Consider the following 17699-nt stretch of genomic DNA (forward strand, 5'->3'; position numbering starts at 1 on the left):
ATGACAGCCATCGCGAGCCGGATACCTGCCACCTCGATCCGTCGACAGCGCTGCCGCCCAGGCCGATACCGCAGACCCGGTCCAGCCTCACCGTGGTGATGCTTCGCCGTCCGCGCGGTCGAGGGGCGCGAGATCGGTGCTGTCGAATGCCAGTCCGGCGGGCAGCGGTTCCGCGTTCGGATCGGGTGCCAGCTCGACGCTGTTGAAAACCAACGCCAGACACAGATAGGAGCCGACGACGAACAGCAGCTCCAGCAACTCCTTGGCGTCCCGGTGCGCGGCGAGCGCGCGCCAGGTGTCGTCGGTGACGCGGTGAGCGTCGAGCAGTTCGTCGGCGGCGCGCACCAGCAGGGCATCCGGCGGGGACCATATCGGCGCGTCCGGCCCGATCCGGACGGCGCCGATCTGTTCGGGCGACATGCCCGCCCGCAACGCTATTCGCACGTGCTGCTCCCACTCGTAGCGCGAGCCGGTGCGCCATGCCACGCGCAGGATCACCAGCTCCCTGGCGCGTGGTTCCACGGTGCCACGCTCGAGCAGCAACCCGTTGTAGGCGAGCCAGGCGGCGGCCAGATCGGGGTGGTGGCCGAGCACGCCGAGGATGTTCGGCAATGGTGGGGCATCCGGTGCGCCGGAGAGGTAGCGGTCGGCCATGCCGACCCGCCCGCGCAATAGCTCGCGGGCATCGTCGTCCCATTGCTCGAGCGGCAGCGGGGGCAGCCGGGGGTCGCTGGGCACCTGCTCAGGTTATCGGCGCGGGCCGCGCGCCGGAAGAGCCCCGGCCGCGCGGACGCCGGCGTACCGCGCGCTCACCTTCGACGGTGAGCAGGAAATTCTCGATGACGGCGACGGTTTCGGCGTGGCCGGTGTCGATGTCGAAGAACTCTTCCATCCGCAGCAGCCGGGAGACGCTGGACATCAACATGACCACGGTGGTCGGCGTCCACATCGGTGGCACGTCCGGGTAGTCGGCCAGGATCCGGGCGACAGCCTCGAGCTGCATTTCCCGGAAGCGTCGGGAGGACTGCGCGATCTCGGCCCGGATCGTCTTGCGGTGCACGGCCATCGAGATGAACTCCATGGTGAGCGCGGTCTGCGACTGCTCGTGGATGGCCTCCCACAGCCCCCACAGCGGCTGCGCGTCCTCGAACACCTCGAGCTGGCGCTGGAAGCTGCGTTCGGCGCCGCGCCGGAACAACTCCACGAACAGGTTGTCCATGGTGTCGTAGTAGTAGTACACCAGGCCGGGATTCACCCCGGCGCGCGCGGCCAGGCGCCGGGAGCTCACCGCGGCGTAGCCCTCGTCGAGCATGATCTGCTCGGCCGCGTCCAGCAGCGCGATCCGGGTGGCCGCGCCGTCGGCCCTGGTCGCCCGTTCGGTCCTCATCGACGCCTCTTTCCCGATCCTCGCAGCTCGCGGCACATTTCGATCATAGGTCCGGCGGATCGAGCCTTGACAGCGCGCTCCGGCCGGACTTATAACTTTAACCGGTCGCTTAATTTAACCGACCGATCAAACTTGGTTCCCGGCACCCTCGATCGGAGGACGCGGTGGCTCCCGACGTTCCCACCCGAGTCACCGTCCGCTGTGGACGGCGGACCGCCACCGGCGAGCACCGCGACGGCAGCACCGTGCTGCAGGTGGCTCGCGCGCTCGGGCTGCATCCGCCCTCCTCCTGCGAAACGGGCAACTGCGCGACGTGTATCGCGAGGGTCGTGGAGGGCAGCGCGGTGATGCGCAACAACGAGGCGCTCACCGAGGACGAGGTGGCCGAGGGCTGGGTGCTCACCTGCCAGGCCGTGCCGACCACCCCGCTGCTGCGGGTCGACTACGACGACTAGGAGCGCATCCGATGTCCCTCTCCCGCACCACTCCGCACACCGCGGTGGTCACCGGCGGCGCCTCCGGCATGGGCCTGGCCATCGCCCGGCGACTGGCCGCCCGTGGCGACCGGGTGGCCATCCTGGATCTGGACGGCGCCGGCGCCGAGCGCGCCGCCGCCGAGATCCGCGACAAAGGCGACGCCGCAACGGGTTTCGCCGTGGACGTCACCCACCGCGCCGCCGTGGACGCCGCGCTGGAACAGACCAGGGCCGCCTACGGCCCGGTGGACGTGTTGGTCACCAGTGCGGGCCTGGTCGCGTTCGCGCCGTTCACCGAGATCACCCCGGAGGCCTGGAGCCGGGTGCTGGAGGTCAACCTCACCGGGACGTTCCACTGCGTGCAGGCGGTCCTGCCGGACATGCTGGCGCGCAACTGGGGCCGCATCGTCACCATCTCATCCTCCAGCGCGCAGCGCGGCTCGCCGGGCATGGTGCACTACACCGCCGCCAAGGGCGCGGTGATCGCCATGACCAAAGGCCTGGCCCGCGAGTACGCCGCGCGCGGCATCACGGTCAACACCATCCCGCCCTCGGGGATCGACACCCCGATGTCGCGCTCCGCGCAGGCGGCCGGGCACCTGCCGGACAGCGCCACCATGGCGAACGCGATCCCGGTCGGTTTCCTCGGCTCGGGCGAGGACATCGCCGCGGCCGCCGCGTTCCTGTGCTCCGAGGACGCCCGCTACGTCACCGGCCAGGTGATCGGCGTCAACGGCGGCACCGTCATCTGACCGTCCCGTACCGCAGAAGTGGAGTATTCCGATGACCGACTGGCCCAAACCCAGCGCCGGTAGCTGGACCGAGCACTATCCGGACCTGGGGAAGGGACCGATGTCCTTCGAGGACTCGATCTCCCCGGAGTTCTACGAGCTCGAACGCACCGCCATCTTCGAACGCGCCTGGCTCAATGTCGGCCGGGTCGAACAGCTTTCGAAGGTCGGCAGCTACTTCACCAAGGAGATCGCGATCGCCCGCACCTCGGTGCTGGTGGTGCGCGACCGAGACAAGCAGGTGCGCGCCTTCCACAACGTCTGCCGCCATCGCGGGAACAAGCTGGTGTGGAACGAATTCCCGCGCCAGGAAGTCTCCGGCACCTGCCGCCAATTCACCTGCAAGTACCACGGCTGGCGCTATGGCCTGGACGGCGCGCTGAACTTCGTCCAGCAGGAAGCCGAGTTCTTCGACCTGGACAAGGGCAGGCTGGGTCTGGTGCCGGTGCACTGCGAGGTGTGGGCGGGATTCGTCTTCGTCAATCTGGCCGCAGAGCCCCCGCAGACGCTGCGCGAATTCCTCGGTCCCATGGTGCTCGCGCTGGAGGACTACCCCTTCGACCGGATGACCGAGTGGTACGAGTTCCGGGCCGAGAACCAGAGCAACTGGAAGCTCTTCGCGGACGCGTTCCAGGAGTATTACCACGTGCCGGGCCTGCACTCGCAGCAGGTGCCGGGCCAGGTTCGCAAGCCGGACGCCTCGTTCACTTGCGCACACTTCCAGATCGACGGCCCGCACCGGATGGTCAGCACCGGTGGCGCCCGCCGCTGGACGCTGCCCGCGGAGTACATGTACCCGATCGAGCGGGTGACCCGCAGCGGCCTGGTCGGGCCGTGGGAGTCGCCGGACATCGGCGAACTGCCGCCCGGAATCAACCCGGGCCGGGTCGAGCCGTGGGGCATCGACAACTTCCAGATCTTCCCGAACATCGAGATTCTGTTCTACCGCGGCTGGTACCTGATCTACCGCTACTGGCCCACCTCCTACAACACGCACACCTTCGAGGGCACGCTGTGCTTCCAGCCGGCCGACACCGTGCGCAAGCGGGTCGAGCACGAGGTGGCCTCGGTGGTGTTCAAGGAGTTCGCGCTACAGGACGCCGGCATGCTGACCGGCACCCAGACCGCGCTGGAGCAGGCCTATCGCACCGCGGGCATCACCGACTACCCGGTCAACGACCAGGAGATCCTGGTGCGCCACTTCCACAAGGTGGTCGGCGACTGGGTCCAGGACCACCACGGCGCCCGGACGGGAGCCGGTCGATGAGCACCCCGCTGCTGCCCGCGGCCTTCGCCGAGTTCGAGCGCTTCGCGCCGATCTGGTGCCTGCCCACCGAAACCGAGCGCTGGGCCAAGCGCCAGGCCAGCACCATGGCCGAGCTGAACGAGTTCTACGACGCGTTCTTCCCCCGCCTCGACGACGCCATCGTCTACTGCGACAAATTCCCGCTCGCGGAACTGCCCGACGACGCGGTCAACCTGCTGCACCTCGTCTACTCGCTGGTCCAGGTGGCGATGGCGGTGGAGATCTTTCAGCAGCCCGCACCGGTGGACAGCGCCGACGCCTGGCTCGACCGGGTCGGCGAACCCACCCCCTGACCCGAAGGAACAGATCATGACGACACTCACCGTGCAGAAACTGGGGCACGACGTCGGCGCCGAGATCGTCGGCCTCACCGCGGACCGCCTGCTCGACCCGGCGGTGCCCGACGCGATCCGGCAGGCGTTGGAGGACAACGGCGTGCTGGTCTTCCGCGGCCTGCACCTGGACCCGGAGGCGCAGGTCGAGTTCTGCCGCACGCTCGGGCCGATCGACACCTCGCCCGGGCACCATCCGGTGGAGGGTATCTACCGGGTCAGCCTCGACACCGCGAAGAACTCTTCGGCGGGCTACCTGCGCGCGACCTTCGACTGGCACATCGACGGCTGCACCCCCGAGGACGACGCCTACCCGCAGATGGCCACCATGCTGTCCGCCAAGGCGGTCGCCGAGACCGGCGGCGAGACCGAATTCGCCAGCACCTATTCGGCTTTCGATGATCTGAGCGCCGACGAGCAGCAGTACCTGGCCGGGCTGCGGGTGGTGCACTCGCTGGAGGCCTCGCAGCGCCGCATCACCCCGGACCCCACACCGGAGCAGCTCGCGGCCTGGCGGCGCAGGCCGGTCCGGGAGCACCCGATCGTCTGGACGCACCGCTCCGGGCGCCGCTCGCTGGTGCTCGGCGCATCGGCAGGCGAGGTGGTCGGCATGGACGCCCAGCAGGGCCGCGCGCTGCTCGACGATCTGCTCGCCCGCACCACCGCCCCGGAGCGGGTGTACCGGCACGAATGGTCCGTCGGCGACACCGTGATCTGGGACAACCGCGGCGTCATCCACCGCGCAGCCCCCTACGAGCCGGATTCGCCGCGGGAGATGCTGCGCACCACCGTCCTCGGCGACGAACCCATCCAGTGAGGAGAACGACATGCCACGTTGGCCCAAACCCCCCGAGGGCAGCTGGACCGAGCACTACCCGGAGCTGGGGACCGCTCCCATGTCCTACGAGGACTCGATCTCCCCGGAGTTCTACGAGCTCGAACGCAAGGCGATCTTCGAACGCGCCTGGCTCAACGTGGGCCGGGTGGAACAGTTGCCCAAGGTCGGCAGCTACTTCACCAAGGAGATCGACGCCGCGAAAACGTCGGTGCTGGTGGTGCGCGACCGGGACAAGCAGGTGCGCGCTTTCCACAACGTCTGCCGCCACCGCGGCAACAAACTGGTGTGGAACGAATTCCCGCGCCAGGAAGTTTCCGGCACCTGCCGCCAGTTCACCTGCAAGTACCACGGCTGGCGCTACGGCCTGGACGGCGCGCTGAACTTCGTCCAGCAGGAAGCCGAGTTCTTCGACCTGGACAAGAGCGCCCTCGGCCTGGTGCCGGTGCACTGCGAGCTCTGGGCCGGGTTCATCTTCGTCAATCTCGCCGCCACCCCGAGCCAGACGCTGCGCGAATTCCTCGGCCCCATGGTCACCGACCTCGAGGGCTACCCCTTCGAGCGGATGACCGACCGCTACAGCTATCGGGCCGAGGTCGGAGCGAACTGGAAGCTCTACATGGACGCGTTCCAGGAGTTCTACCACGCGCCGGTGCTGCACGCGAACCAGTCACCGGACAACTACGCCACCGCCGCCCAGCAGGCCGGCTTCGAGGCGCCGCATTATCAGCTGGACGGACCGCACCGCCTGGTCAGCACCTCGGGGGTGGTCACTTGGGAGCTGGACCCGACGATGCGCAAACCGATGGAGGACATCACCCGCAGCGGGCTGTTCGGCCCGTGGGACACCCCCGATCTGGGTGAGATGCCCCGGGGGCTGAACCCGGCGAAATGCGATCCGTGGGGCCTGGATTCGTTCCAGCTGTTCCCCAACTTCGTCATCCTGATCTGGTCCGGCGGATGGTATCTGACCTACCACTACTGGCCGACTACGCACAATCGGCACATCTTCGAGGGCAACCTGTATTTCGTTCCGGCCCGGACCCCGCGCGAGCGGGTGGCGCGCGAGATGGCCGCGGTCACCTTCAAGGAGTACGCGCTGCAGGACAGCAACACCCTCGAGGCCACCCAGATCAGCCTGGAATCGCGGGCCGTCTCCCGGTTTCCGCTCAACGACCAGGAGATTCTGCTGCGGCACCTGCACAAGGTGGCCAACGACTGGGTGCGGTCCTACTCCGAGGAGGCGACGGTCCGATGAGCGCGCTGCTGCCCGCCGAGTTCGCCGACCTGGAGCCCTTCGCCGAAACTTGGTGCCTGGAGACCGAACCCGAGCGCTACGCCCGCCGGTTGGCCAGCACCATGACCGACATGCAGGCTTTCTACGACGCGATCGCCCCGCGCGCGGAGGCTGCCTTGGCGCACCTGGACGGGTACGGCTTGGACGAACTGCCCGAGGACGCCACCCGCCTGATGTGGCTGCTGTTCTCGATGATCATGGTGTCGTTCCCGGTGGAGGTGTGGAGCCAGCCCCGAGTGCCGGATTCCGGTGCGGCAATGCTGGACTGCGTGATAGAGCCGCGCCCATGAGCGGACCGGTGGTGCTGCGGGCGGCGCGCTGGGTGGACGTCGCGACCGGCGAGGTGCACTCCCCCGCGGTGATCGTGGTGCGGGGCGAGTACATCGAGTCGATCGATCCGGAGAAGGTGCCGGGCGACGCCGCGATGCACGACCTCGGTGACGTCACCCTCCTGCCCGGGCTGATGGACATGGAGATCAACCTGCTCATCGGCGGCCCGGAAACCCCGACCGGGCTACCGCTGCCGATGCACGGTGTGCAGGACGATCCGGTCTACCGCACGCTGCGCGCCACGGTGAACGCCCGCACCACGCTGCTGGCCGGGTTCACCACGGTGCGCAATCTCGGACTGATGGTCAAGACCGGCGGCTACCTGCTCGACGTCGACCTGCATCGCGCCATCGAGCAGGGCTGGTTCCCCGGACCGCGGATCATGTCCGCCGGGCACGCCATCACACCGACCGGCGGGCACCTGGATCCGACCATGTTCCAGCGCCTCGCCCCGCACATCATGCCGCTGTCGGTGGAGGAGGGCGTCGCCAACGGCGTCGACCAGGTGCGCCACGCGGTGCGCTACCAGATCAAGTACGGCGCGAACCTGATCAAGATCTCCGCCTCCGGCGGGGTGATGTCGCACAGCACCGCGCCCGGCATTCAGCAGTACTCCGACGAGGAACTGCGCGCGATCGTCGACGAAGCCCACCGCGCCGGACTGAAGGTGGCCGCGCACGCGCACGGCGACGCCGGGATCCGCGCCTGCATCCGGGCCGGGGTGGACTGCATCGAGCACGGTTCGCTGGCCGGCGACGACACCATCGCCATGATGGTCGACCACGGCACCTTCCTGGTGCCGACCAGCTACCTGTCCGAGGGGCTGGACGTGTCCAAAGCGCCACCGGCGCTGCGCGCGAAGGCGGAGGCGGTGTTCCCGCGAGCACGCGAGATGCTGGGCAAGGCCATCGAGGCCGGGGTCAGGATCGCCTGCGGCACCGACGCGCCCGCCGTCCCGCACGGCGACAACGCCAAGGAACTCTGGGCGCTGGTGGACCGCGGCATGACCCCGGCCCAGGCGCTGCGCGCCGCCACCCTCACCAGCGCCGAACTGCTCGACGTCACCGACCGCGGCCGGCTCGCACCCGGCCTGCTCGCAGACATCATCGCCGTCCCCGGCGATCCCACCCGCGACATCACGCTCACCCAGCAGGTCCGCTTCGTCATGAAAGGCGGTGTGGTGCACAAGAACACCACCACCGCCGAGCCGACCGCGACCGCGCTCTGACCCAAGGAGACACCACCATGCCCACCGGAATCCTCTTCGTCGAATCCCGCCCGAAGTCCGCGGACGAGGCCGCCGCGTACCACGACTGGTACGAGAACACCCACCTCGCGGAGATGTGCAAACTGGACGGCGTGGTCGCCGCGCGCCGCCTGGCCGTCGTCGGCGACGACCCCAGCTACATCGCGCTCTACGAGATCGAAGCCGACGACCTCGAGGCGGTCCGGGCCGAACTCGGGCGAGCGTCGCGCTCCGGGGAGATGTCGCCGCCGGTGGGGTTGCAACTCGACCCGCCGCCGGTGGTACGCCTGCTCCGCGACATCGCCGCCTACCGGCCCTGACGCCGATGAGCAACTACGACCGGCTGTTCGTCGGCGGGCAGTGGCGTGCCCCGAGTTCCGACCGCACCCTGGAGGTCGTCTCCCCGCACACCGAAACGGTGATCGCACGGCTGGCCGCCCCCGCCCATGCCGACGTGGACGCCGCGGTGGCGGCCGCCCGGGATGCCTTCGACCACGGCCCGTGGCGCCACAGTTCGGTGGCCGAACGGGTCGCCGCGGTGCGCGATCTCGCCGAGCGCTACACCGCGCGCGAGCCCGAGCTCGCCGAGCTGGTCACCGCGGAAATGGGAGCGCCGCTGCGTTTCTCCCGCTCCGCGCACGTCCGGCTGCCCGGGGTGATGATGCGCGCGCTGGCCGACGTGGCGGCGAACTTCGTTTGGGAGGAGACCCGCCCCGGCTATCTCGGCGCGGACGTGCTGGTCTGCCACGAGCCGGTCGGGGTGGTCGCGGCGATCGTGCCGTGGAACATGCCCGTGTTCCTCACAGTGGCCAAGCTGATCCCGGCGCTGCTGGCCGGCTGCACCGTGGTGCTCAAGCCGTCGCCGGAAACCCCGCTGGACGCCTACCTGATGGCGGAGTTGCTGATGGACAGCGCGATTCCGCCCGGCGTGGTCAGCATCGTGCCCGGCGACGGCGAACTCGGCGCGTACCTGGTGGCGCATCCGGGCGTGGACAAGGCGTCCTTCACCGGGTCCACCGCCGCGGGCCGCCGGGTCGCGGTCGCGTGCGCGCAGGCGCTGCGCCGGGTGAGCCTGGAGCTGGGCGGCAAGTCGGCCGCCGTGGTGCTCGACGACGCCGACCCCGAGCAGGTCGCCATCGGCGCGCAGGTGGCCGCGCTCATGAACGGCGGCCAGGCGTGCGTGGCACAGACCCGGATCCTGGTGCCGCGCAACCGCTATCGCGAATACGTCAGCGCGCTGAGCGAGATGGTGTGGAGACTGCGGGTGGGCGACCCGGCGGACGAAGCGACCGATATCGGGCCGCTGGTCTCGGCCCGGCAGCGCGACCGGGTGCACGGCTACCTCGAGACCGGGCTCCGGGAAGGCGCCCGGGCGGTGGTCGGCGGCACCGGCACCCCGCCGGGCTGCGACCGCGGCTGGTACGTCCGCCCCACACTGTTCACCGACGTCGACCCCGGGATGCGGATCGCCAGGGAGGAGATCTTCGGCCCGGTCGTCACCGTGCTGGCCTACGACGGGGACGACGAGGCAGTCGCCCTGGCCGACGCCACCGAGTACGGGCTCTCCGGCTCGGTGTGGTCCGCGGACCCGGAGCGGGCGCTGGCGGTCGCCCGCCGGATCCGCAGCGGCACCGTGGGGATCAACCAGGCCTACAGCATGGATCCGGTCGCGCCGTTCGGAGGAGTCAAGGCCAGCGGCATCGGCCGCGAATTCGGCCGCGAGGGCCTGGCCGACTACCTCACGACCAAATCCGTGTCCGGCAGGTAGCGGCGATCCCCGTGCGACTCGCGTTCTCGACCGCCGTCACACCTCGGCTATCCAGAGCTGACCGCTGTCGTTCCGGTCAGGATCCACCAGCCCGACGGCCACGCCGTGAACGCCCCTGAGCCCCATCGCGATGCCGTCGAGTCGAGGGGTGAGAATCTGGTACCGACCCCGCGCCTTGACGGAAATATATCGCTTGCAGCAAGAACCGGCGGTGCCGCACAATGGGCGGCCGATGCCAGGACCTGCGGAAATCCGGAATCAGCGAGACGCGTGGGCGCGCGCGCCGCGCCTGACGACGGGGACGCACGTCGATGGGTGGAGAAGTGGGCGAACGGGTGGTTCATGTTCGATGTGATCATTGCCGGGTGCGGGCCGACCGGTGCGATGCTGGCCGCCGAACTGCGGCTGCACGATGTGCGGGTCCTCGTTCTGGAGAAGGAAACCGAGCCCGCGTCGTTCGTCCGCATAGTCAGTCTGCATATGCGCAGCCTCGAGCTGATGGCGATGCGCGGACTACTGGATCGCTTTCTCGAGCGCGGGAGACAGCGTTCGGTCGGCGGGATCTTCGCCGCCATCCCCAAACCGGCGCCGGAGGGCCTGGATTCCGCGCATGCCTATCTGCTGGGCATCCCGCAGCCGGTCGTCGATCATCTGCTCCGAGACCATGCGATCGAACTGGGTGCGCAAGTCCGGAGTGGTTGCGCGGTGGCCGGTTTCGAGCAGGACGACGAGGGCGTGACCGTCGAGCTGGTCGACGGGGAACAGCTGCGTTCGCGCTACCTCGTCGGTTGTGACGGCGCGCGCAGTACGGTGCGCAAACTGCTCGGCGTCGGCTTCCCCGGCGAGCCTTCGCGAACCGAGACGCTCATGGGCGAGATGGCAGTGGGTGTGCCGCAGGAGGAGATCGCCGCCAAAGTGGCCGAGATCCGCGAGAGCAATAAGGTATTCAGTGTTATGCCCTTCGGCGAAGGGGTCTATCGCGTCGTGGTCCCCGCCGCGGGAGTCAGCGAGGACCGCGCGGAGCCGCCCACCCTCGAGGAATTCGGACAACAGTTGCGCGCCATCGCCGGAACCGATTTCGGCGTGCACTCCCCGCGCTGGTTGTCCCGCTTCGGCGATGCCACCCGGCTGGCCGAGCGTTATCGGGTGGGGCGGGTGCTGCTGGCCGGCGATGCGGCGCACATCCATCCGCCCGCCGGCGGTCAGGGCTTGAACCTGGGCGTTCAGGACGCGGTCAATCTCGGCTGGAAACTGGCCGCGCAGATCCGCGGCTGGGCGCCGGAAACCCTGCTGGACACCTACCAGACCGAACGCCGTCCGGTCGCCGAAGACGTACTGGACAACACCCGCGCCCAAGTGGAGCTGTCGTCCACCGAACCGGGTCCGCAGGCCGTGCGCAGGCTGCTCACCGAACTGATGGACTTCGACGAGGTGAACCGATACCTGATCGAGAAGATCACCGCGATCGGCATCCGCTACGACTTCGGCGCGGGCCCCGACCTGCTCGGCCGCCGCCTGCGCGACATCGACCTGAAACAGGGTCACCTCTACGACCGACTACATCGGGGCCGCGGCTCGGTACTCGACCGCACCGAACGACTGACCGTCGAGGGCTGGTCGGACCGAGTCGACCTCATCGCGGATCCCACTGCGGCACTGGATGTCCCGGCCGTCCTGCTCCGCCCCGACGGTCACGTCGCCTGGATCGGGGAGCATCAGCAGGACTTGAACGACCACCTCTCGCGCTGGTTCGGCGAGCCCGTCAACTGATTTCACTGCGGGGCGATTGTGGCCGAATCGGCCGAGAGGACGTGCCGTGCACGGGTGAACGCCTCCTCGATCGCCTGTCGCGGGTCGACATCCCAGGAACGGGTGGTCACCACCATCTCCGTGGCACTCGGGCTCTCCGGGCAGTGCGGGGCGAGCGCGGCGAAGAACTCCATGGGATCGATCAGAGTCTCGGGCGTGTGCACGCCCGGCTTCGTCTCGGTCAGCAAGCCGAGGGCGAGGCCGAGTGGGATACCGGTCGTCTCACCCATCGTGAGCCCGGGAGCATGGGCCAGCGCGCATCCGACCGATGCCGGTTCACCATCGTGTGTCCCGACGGCGAGGGCGAACAGCGGAGGGAGAGTGCCGGGGCCGAGCGCCCGGACGGGATCGGATGGGAACAGCCGTTCTACGCGATCACCGATGCGGGCGGCACGGCGCTTCGACAGAAGCCCGCGATCGACGGCGAACCGGAGCGCGGCAAGGCCCGCGATGAACGATCGGCTGCCGACGACGACGTTCACGCTGCTCGTGACGGTCGGGAAAGCAGCGGGCAAGGTGAGCGCTTCGGGATGCCCGAATGTCCATCCATTCCTGCGGCCGAGCCCGGGATAGTCCAGTCGCACCCGCCGCAGTGCCGGCTCATCGACTACACGTCCCTCGCGTGTGACCCGGATAGTTCCGGTGAGCTGCTCGATGCCGTGAACGATCGCGGCGCCCGGCGCATCGTTCATGCCGCTCTCCGGACCCGCGACTTCGATGTTCCAGCCCGTGATGATCTCTCGGACGGTATCGAGTTCACCAGCCGCCGCTACCGCGAGCAGGTTCGAAATCCCCGGGCTCGCACCCATTCCGACGAGAGCGGTGACCCCGGCCTTCGCGGCCGTCTCGCCCATTTCGAGCATCCGCACTGTCGGTTCCCAGTCGTCGCAGATGTCGATGTAGTCACAGCCCGCTTCGATCGCGGCCGCCAGGATCGGCACCCCGAATCGAAAGAACGGACCCACCGTGTTCATCACCATGTCAGCGCCGCGCATCGCGGCGGCCAACGCACCGGCATCGTCCACGTCGAGCGCACGCCCGGCCGCGCAGGGTCCCAGGGTTTCCGCGAAACGTCGCGCGCGCCGTTCGTCCAGATCGGTGACCACCAACTCCGTGACCGCGTCCAGGCCGGCCACGATTCGGCAGGCGTGCACGCCCATTCCCCCGCTACCCCCGAGTGCCAGAACCTTCATGCGAACCCCCTCCAGAGTATATTTACTGTTATGTCAGTCAATAAAGTAGGCCGACCGAGCAAGGCTCGTCAACGCACGCGCGAGATCCTGCAGGTCATGGCAAGTGTTGTCGCGCGGGACGGCTTGGCGAAAACCACCATCGCGAACGTGGCCGCTGCGGCCGGTCTGCAGCGCACCCTTGTCCTGCACTACTTCGGCGACCGTCGAGGCCTGATGGAGGCGTTCATCAACGAGGCCGTCGCCGTGTACGGCGAACGAATGCTCCTCGTCGACGGAACGGAACCGATCGAAACTCGCCTGGATCGACTCTTCGAACCCGGGGCATATCAGCGCCGGGACGATCTGGTGATCTGGACCGACCTGGTCGCCCAGTCCGCCCGCGACGAGGTCGTGCGGCAACGCCTGCACGATCTGTGGACGCACAGATGGTTCCCCGAGATCGAGCGGCAACTCGCCACCGCCCGCCCGCACGCGCAACCCGCGCAAGTCACCCAGGTCGCCTACGCCTTGGCCTGCCTCGTCGAAGCGCACTGGGCGTTTCACCTTCAGGGACTCGACGACACCCTCCGACGACAGCAAGCCCAGCAGGCCGCACGGACCCTGCTCGCAACACTGCCGGACTGAAGACGCGGCAGGAATCCCGCTCATCACCCGGCTCGACGTCTATCGCCTGCCTCGCGCACGATGCCGGCTTCCCCGTCGACATCGGTTCCGAATACTTACCCACCGGCGCTACCGGAGTACGCCTGCCTCGGAGAGGTCAACACCTGAGCGAACATGCGGGGGTCCGGACAATTGATGGTTCGATGTCGAGTTCCGGATGTTTCACTCCGAAACGGGTGGTATGGCGACGACCTGATGTGGATCGTCGTAGATGATTTCGCCTGGGGCATCGGTCCTCAAACGTATCCAACCGACGCGGTGCGCATCGAGGATGGCCAAGTAGTCGGCGACCGGTGCGATCAGATGAGTCGCCGAGGATTTGAACCAGGCCATGGCATCGGGATGGCGGGTCCGATCGTATACGGACGGGTCTGCGCGGCCCGGGTCGACGAGGTTGGCGTTGTACCAGGCATTCATACGGCGGCGGTACTCTTCCTGCGCCGGTGTGAGACACCCGTTCCGGGACAATCCATTGACGAGAGCGAACACCCCTGGAAAGCGGCCCAGACGATTCGGTGCCGATGACTGGAACCGGATGAACTGGAGATGTTCGGTCGCCGATGGCTGCGCAATGTCCATTCGGTCAGCGGACCAGACCAACGGGACCAGCGCAACGTATCAGCTGGCCCACCTGGACCTATCTCGAGCTCACCGCCAAGTCGGCTGTGACATTGCGGACACAAGCGGCAGTCCGCTGCCGCGCGCAGCGGTGGCCAGTCAGCAGGCAGATCCGGGTTCATGCCATGCGCCCCCATCCAGCGGGGCGAACTGCTGGTGGGGTCACACCAGATCCAAGGGCTCGATCTCCTCGCACACGAACGCGTTCGCCCAGTCCGACTTCGCCCGGCAGTCCGGCTCCGTCTCGAAGTCCCACGCCACGCGTTAGGGCTCGAGGTCGGTCACGCCTTTGCCGCTGGAGATGTCGAGCGGCACCGAGACCTGGTCGTGCGCGATCAGCCAGGTGCCGTCGATCTTGCGCATGCCGTAGGTGACGCGGACCCACATACCGCTCGTTGCCGCCCCGTTCTGCAGCGTGCCGCTGAGCCGAGCGAAGGCGTGCCCGAATGCCACGTCGTCACCCACGGTGAACGTCAGGTCGCGAACCTCGTAGTTCACGCTCTCGAAGAACAGGAACACTTTCGCCCAGTTCTCGAGTTTCGCCGCTATCCCGGCATGCTGGAGCGGCGGCTCGACATCGAAGGACACGACGTCGGCCGTGTACAGCTGCCTCAGTGCTTCCAGATCCTTGGCCCGCAGTCCTTCGACTACCTTGTCGATTTGCCGGCGAATCGCGATTTCATCCACCTCGACGCGGTCGGCGCGTGACCGGAAGTCGTTACCCATGGTCATGATCGGCTCCTCAGAATTCGACGGAAGTGGTTTCGGCGCCGGCCCGCAGCGGCGCGAGCGCGGCGCTCCAGGCGACGAGCTGATCCAGCGTTTTGTTCAGGGCGGCGACATGGTGGTCGCGTGGTGTGAAGGTCGTGTGGTTCTCGAAATCGGTGAGCACCGAGATCGCGACCTGATAGCCCACGTCGGCCATGCCCAGCGTGCCGCAGACCGTCCGCAACTGCACCACCGCGCGGGCGCCGCCGCTCACGCCGTAGGAGACGAACCCGACCGCCTTGTCGGTCCACTCCGCGCACAGGTGGTCCAAGGCGTTCTTCAGAACTCCCGGAACACCGCCGTTGTATTCCGGGGTCACCACCACGAAGCCGTCGAACGGGGCGATCCGGTCGGCCCAGGCGCGGGTATGCGCGTTGACCGACGGGCCGAACATCGGCGCCATCGGCTCGTCAAGATGCGGTAGCGGGTGGTCGCGCAGATCGATCAGTTCGAACTCGGCGTCGCCACGCTGCGATGCCGTCTCCAGAACCCACTGTGCGACCTGCGGGCCTTTGCGGTTGGGCCGGGTACTGCCGAGGATGATGCCGAGTCTGATCATCTTCCGAACTCCTGCTCTGTTGAGAGTGTGACGATCTACCGACGACACAGCCGTCCGGAATGTCAGGCCGCCGCACAACTCGGGTCGCTGATTCGTGGACTCGGCCGTCAACCCCGTACGTGGTGGACCGGCCCGGCGCTTCTCTTGCCACTGCGGGGATTTGAGGTTTGCGAGTCGCTGAGCAACAGGTCAAGGATGGCTACATGTCGCATGCCCCGATATCTCTGCGTGAACTCCCCCGGCTACGCAACCGCCACCTCACGCGAATCGGTGGGCTGATGCGCCCCGGCACGCATCATTCGCCCTTGCTGGACTTGGGCGAACGGTTCGTCGTCTCGCCGCCGGGATTTCCGACCATGCTGGTCACCTACGACATGGACGACGTGCGAGAACTGTTCGCCAACCACGAGGACTTCTCGGTCGGGCAGGTGCTGAGCCGCTTCTCCAGTCACGACATGATGTTCGGCAAACAGACGTTGATCTTCCTCGACGGTGACGAACATCGCCGCGAACGGAAGCTGTTCGCGCCGCCGTTCCAGAGCAAGGCACTTCGGTCCTACGAGGATCTGATGGTGGATGTGGTGCGGCGCGAACTGCCGACCTGGCCTGTCGCCGAACCATTCGAGTTCCTGAAGGTCGGCTACGACCTGGCCATCGGCGTGCTGCTCGGCGTCGTCTTCGGCGATGTTGCCGAGCCCCGCAAAGAGCGGCTGAAACAGGCGGTGAGCCGGTGGTTCGGGGAGATCGAAAGCCGGGGTTTTCTCGCCGTCACCTTGCTGACCCCGCTGATCGGTGGTTACACGCTGCCCTACCCGCCGCTCACCCGCCGCCAGTCCGAGGTCGACGCCGTCATCATCGAGGAAATCGCCGCCCGCCGGGCCACACCTGGCGACCGCGATGGCAGGAAAGACGTGCTGTCCCGGTATGTCGGCACCGAACTGGATCAGCACGACGACGCCGCGTTGGCCCGCAACATGCGTGGGGTACTGCTGGGCGCCTACGAGACCACCGCGATCACGCTCGGCTGGATCGCCGCCATGCTGGCCGCCCACCCGGCAGCCATGGCCGAGCTCGACGCGGCGGTCGACGCCGGCGACTTTGCCCGACTCGACACGTACCTGGACGCCGTGGTCGCCGAAACGATGCGGATCCGCCCGGTGTCACCGTTCACCGGACGGCGGGCACTGCGCGACACCGTGGTCAACGGTGTCCAGATCCCCAAGGGCGCTATCGTCATTGTCCCGATCCTTCTCATTCACGAGTCACCACGGCACTACCCGGATCCGATGGTCTTCCGGCCCGAACGCTTCCTCGACGAGCCACCGAACGGCCGCACCTGGCTGACCTTCGGCGCAGGCGCGCACCGCTGCCTGGGTGCTCAATTCGCCCTGACGGAAGCTCGCATCCTCTTCCGCACCATCCTCGAGCATCGCCGCATCGGTGCGGCCACCGGCCCCGTCGAACCCCCACGTCGCTATCACACCGGTCTCAGCCCCGCCTACAACGCCCGGATCACCTTGTTACCCCGCTGACCGATAGCGGCCTTCAAGATCTTCCACAAGTCTTCCGCCGGACTGCGCGTAGCACGAGACGTCTGGCCATGCGTACATGTCACCGGACGCGGGGTGCACGATCACCGCTGGACCCGGCGAGGTTGCGTCCGCGTCGACCGACCGGAGATCTCCACGGGTTCGACGACCCACCAGGCGACGGCGACCCATATCGACGACAGCAGGACCGAGCCGAGGATGTCGGTGGGGTAATGCGCACCGGCATAGAGTCGCTGCACGCCCACCAGTGCGGGAATCAGGAGCGCTGCGGCGGGGATAAGCCGGTACCGCAGTCGGCGGGCGGTGGCCCATAGAAGTACAGCGGTTCCTGCGTAAAGCGTCAGCGAGGCAGCGACGTGCCCGGAAGGGAAGCTGGCGGTGGGCGGGAGGTGCGGATCGAGGTGTGGCACCTGCGGGCGGTCGCGGTCGACGATCGCGCTGGTGGTGAGAAACAGCGTGATCTCACCCACCAGTGCGATGCCGAGGAACAGCACCGGTCGCCAACTGCGCAGAACGCCCACCGCCAGTGCGGCGACGATCGACGCGACCGTGACGACCGCGGTGGTGTTGCCGAGTTCGCCGAACACGTTCAGCACGGAGGTGAGCATCGGGTGGCGGTGCTCGGCGAGCGCTGCCACGATGCGGTGATCCCACCGCAGGACGGGGTTGTCGGTTCCCGCGGCGCGCACCAGCCTGCCGATTCCGACGAGCCCGCCGACGAGCAGCACCCACGCGACCGCGAGTTCGCCGATTCCTCGCCATGGGTGGGGC

Annotated in this window: 20 protein-coding genes; 13 read left to right on the forward strand and 7 right to left on the reverse strand. The window is 67.9% G+C overall.

Annotation, left to right across the window (positions count from 1 at the left end; genetic code table 11):
* Positions 1-87: 87 nt before the first annotated feature.
* Together HOV91_RS34175 and HOV91_RS34180 are read right to left on the reverse strand one after the other, a co-directional pair.
* A complete protein-coding gene (locus HOV91_RS34175; RefSeq protein WP_217441450.1) occupies positions 88-738 on the reverse strand; it encodes a carboxymuconolactone decarboxylase family protein in 651 nt (216 codons plus the stop codon).
* 4 nt (positions 739-742) lie between these two features.
* Positions 743-1387: a TetR/AcrR family transcriptional regulator gene (locus HOV91_RS34180; RefSeq protein ID WP_174189400.1), complete on the reverse strand. Its 645-nt coding sequence runs from the start codon at positions 1385-1387 to the stop codon at positions 743-745.
* A gap of 164 nt (positions 1388-1551) precedes the next feature.
* Here HOV91_RS34180 and HOV91_RS34185 point away from each other — a divergent pair, with 164 nt between their 5' ends.
* The 11 genes from HOV91_RS34185 (at position 1552) to rox (ending at position 11538) form a co-directional block, all read left to right on the forward strand.
* Entirely contained in the window at positions 1552-1842 is a 291-nt protein-coding gene (locus HOV91_RS34185) for a 2Fe-2S iron-sulfur cluster-binding protein (protein WP_174189401.1), read from the forward strand.
* Between the two features lie 11 nt (positions 1843-1853).
* Entirely contained in the window at positions 1854-2615 is a 762-nt protein-coding gene (locus tag HOV91_RS34190; protein ID WP_174189402.1) for an SDR family NAD(P)-dependent oxidoreductase, read from the forward strand.
* 31 nt (positions 2616-2646) lie between these two features.
* Complete coding sequence (locus HOV91_RS34195) at positions 2647-3921, forward strand: aromatic ring-hydroxylating oxygenase subunit alpha (protein WP_174189403.1); 1275 nt, start codon at positions 2647-2649, stop codon at positions 3919-3921.
* Positions 3918-4253 (forward strand): hypothetical protein, encoded by a 336-nt coding sequence (locus HOV91_RS34200; RefSeq protein WP_174189404.1) that lies wholly within the window; start codon positions 3918-3920, stop codon positions 4251-4253. The genes HOV91_RS34195 and HOV91_RS34200 overlap by 4 nt, the downstream gene beginning before the upstream one ends.
* A gap of 16 nt (positions 4254-4269) precedes the next feature.
* Entirely contained in the window at positions 4270-5109 is an 840-nt protein-coding gene (locus tag HOV91_RS34205) for a TauD/TfdA dioxygenase family protein (protein ID WP_174189405.1), read from the forward strand.
* A 10-nt stretch (positions 5110-5119) separates the two neighbouring features.
* The gene (locus HOV91_RS34210) at positions 5120-6385 is read left to right on the forward strand and encodes an aromatic ring-hydroxylating oxygenase subunit alpha (protein ID WP_174189406.1); all 1266 of its coding nucleotides are present in this window, start codon (positions 5120-5122) and stop codon (positions 6383-6385) included.
* A complete protein-coding gene (locus HOV91_RS34215; RefSeq protein ID WP_174189407.1) occupies positions 6382-6714 on the forward strand; it encodes a hypothetical protein in 333 nt (110 codons plus the stop codon). Before HOV91_RS34210 ends, HOV91_RS34215 begins: the two co-directional genes overlap by 4 nt.
* Positions 6711-7982, forward strand: coding sequence for a metal-dependent hydrolase family protein (locus tag HOV91_RS34220; RefSeq protein WP_174189408.1), 1272 nt, complete (start codon positions 6711-6713; stop codon positions 7980-7982). The genes HOV91_RS34215 and HOV91_RS34220 overlap by 4 nt, the downstream gene beginning before the upstream one ends.
* Before the next feature lie 17 nt (positions 7983-7999).
* The gene (locus tag HOV91_RS34225) at positions 8000-8320 is read left to right on the forward strand and encodes a hypothetical protein (RefSeq protein ID WP_174189409.1); all 321 of its coding nucleotides are present in this window, start codon (positions 8000-8002) and stop codon (positions 8318-8320) included.
* Positions 8321-8325: 5 nt separating this feature from the next.
* Positions 8326-9768, forward strand: coding sequence for an aldehyde dehydrogenase (locus HOV91_RS34230; protein ID WP_174189410.1), 1443 nt, complete (start codon positions 8326-8328; stop codon positions 9766-9768).
* A gap of 342 nt (positions 9769-10110) precedes the next feature.
* The gene (gene rox, locus HOV91_RS34235) at positions 10111-11538 is read left to right on the forward strand and encodes a rifampin monooxygenase (protein ID WP_174189411.1); all 1428 of its coding nucleotides are present in this window, start codon (positions 10111-10113) and stop codon (positions 11536-11538) included.
* A 2-nt stretch (positions 11539-11540) separates the two neighbouring features.
* Here rox and HOV91_RS34240 read toward each other — a convergent pair whose 3' ends face one another.
* The gene (locus HOV91_RS34240) at positions 11541-12770 is read right to left on the reverse strand and encodes a saccharopine dehydrogenase family protein (protein ID WP_174189412.1); all 1230 of its coding nucleotides are present in this window, start codon (positions 12768-12770) and stop codon (positions 11541-11543) included.
* Positions 12771-12866: 96 nt separating this feature from the next.
* On the opposite strand from HOV91_RS34240, the gene HOV91_RS34245 reads away from it, so the two are divergent.
* Entirely contained in the window at positions 12867-13394 is a 528-nt protein-coding gene (locus HOV91_RS34245; protein ID WP_246351366.1) for a TetR/AcrR family transcriptional regulator, read from the forward strand.
* 201 nt (positions 13395-13595) lie between these two features.
* On the opposite strand, the gene HOV91_RS34250 is transcribed toward HOV91_RS34245, so the two are convergent.
* From HOV91_RS34250 to HOV91_RS34260, 3 genes are all read right to left on the reverse strand, one after another.
* Positions 13596-14012 carry a hypothetical protein gene (locus HOV91_RS34250; RefSeq protein WP_174189414.1) on the reverse strand — a complete coding sequence of 139 codons (417 nt, stop codon included), beginning with the start codon at positions 14010-14012 and terminating at the stop codon, positions 13596-13598.
* Between the two features lie 303 nt (positions 14013-14315).
* Positions 14316-14783, reverse strand: coding sequence for a YybH family protein (locus tag HOV91_RS34255; RefSeq protein ID WP_174189415.1), 468 nt, complete (start codon positions 14781-14783; stop codon positions 14316-14318).
* A 10-nt stretch (positions 14784-14793) separates the two neighbouring features.
* Entirely contained in the window at positions 14794-15378 is a 585-nt protein-coding gene (locus HOV91_RS34260; RefSeq protein ID WP_174189416.1) for an NADPH-dependent FMN reductase, read from the reverse strand.
* A 203-nt stretch (positions 15379-15581) separates the two neighbouring features.
* On the opposite strand from HOV91_RS34260, the gene HOV91_RS34265 reads away from it, so the two are divergent.
* Positions 15582-16910, forward strand: coding sequence for a cytochrome P450 (locus HOV91_RS34265; RefSeq protein WP_174189417.1), 1329 nt, complete (start codon positions 15582-15584; stop codon positions 16908-16910).
* Between the two features lie 101 nt (positions 16911-17011).
* Here HOV91_RS34265 and HOV91_RS34270 read toward each other — a convergent pair.
* Positions 17012-17699 (reverse strand): phosphatase PAP2 family protein (locus HOV91_RS34270; protein WP_174189418.1); only part of this gene is annotated, 688 nt, incomplete at its 5' end.

This window comes from Nocardia barduliensis (genome assembly GCF_013315795.1).
Classification (GTDB): Bacteria; Actinomycetota; Actinomycetes; order Mycobacteriales; family Mycobacteriaceae; genus Nocardia; species Nocardia barduliensis.

Coding starts and splice junctions, on each gene's coding strand:
- HOV91_RS34215 (WP_174189407.1), top strand. CDS start 6,382: ATGAGCGCGCTGCTGCCCGCCGAGTTCGCCGACCTGGAGCCCTTCGCC.
- HOV91_RS34205 (WP_174189405.1), top strand. CDS start 4,270: ATGACGACACTCACCGTGCAGAAACTGGGGCACGACGTCGGCGCCGAG.
- HOV91_RS34245 (WP_246351366.1), top strand. CDS start 12,867: ATGGCAAGTGTTGTCGCGCGGGACGGCTTGGCGAAAACCACCATCGCG.
- HOV91_RS34190 (WP_174189402.1), top strand. CDS start 1,854: ATGTCCCTCTCCCGCACCACTCCGCACACCGCGGTGGTCACCGGCGGC.
- HOV91_RS34265 (WP_174189417.1), top strand. CDS start 15,582: ATGTCGCATGCCCCGATATCTCTGCGTGAACTCCCCCGGCTACGCAAC.
- HOV91_RS34255 (WP_174189415.1), bottom strand. CDS start 14,783: ATGACCATGGGTAACGACTTCCGGTCACGCGCCGACCGCGTCGAGGTG.
- HOV91_RS34220 (WP_174189408.1), top strand. CDS start 6,711: ATGAGCGGACCGGTGGTGCTGCGGGCGGCGCGCTGGGTGGACGTCGCG.
- HOV91_RS34230 (WP_174189410.1), top strand. CDS start 8,326: ATGAGCAACTACGACCGGCTGTTCGTCGGCGGGCAGTGGCGTGCCCCG.
- rox (WP_174189411.1), top strand. CDS start 10,111: ATGTTCGATGTGATCATTGCCGGGTGCGGGCCGACCGGTGCGATGCTG.
- HOV91_RS34180 (WP_174189400.1), bottom strand. CDS start 1,387: ATGAGGACCGAACGGGCGACCAGGGCCGACGGCGCGGCCACCCGGATC.
- HOV91_RS34195 (WP_174189403.1), top strand. CDS start 2,647: ATGACCGACTGGCCCAAACCCAGCGCCGGTAGCTGGACCGAGCACTAT.
- HOV91_RS34250 (WP_174189414.1), bottom strand. CDS start 14,012: ATGGACATTGCGCAGCCATCGGCGACCGAACATCTCCAGTTCATCCGG.
- HOV91_RS34200 (WP_174189404.1), top strand. CDS start 3,918: ATGAGCACCCCGCTGCTGCCCGCGGCCTTCGCCGAGTTCGAGCGCTTC.
- HOV91_RS34210 (WP_174189406.1), top strand. CDS start 5,120: ATGCCACGTTGGCCCAAACCCCCCGAGGGCAGCTGGACCGAGCACTAC.
- HOV91_RS34260 (WP_174189416.1), bottom strand. CDS start 15,378: ATGATCAGACTCGGCATCATCCTCGGCAGTACCCGGCCCAACCGCAAA.
- HOV91_RS34240 (WP_174189412.1), bottom strand. CDS start 12,770: ATGAAGGTTCTGGCACTCGGGGGTAGCGGGGGAATGGGCGTGCACGCC.
- HOV91_RS34225 (WP_174189409.1), top strand. CDS start 8,000: ATGCCCACCGGAATCCTCTTCGTCGAATCCCGCCCGAAGTCCGCGGAC.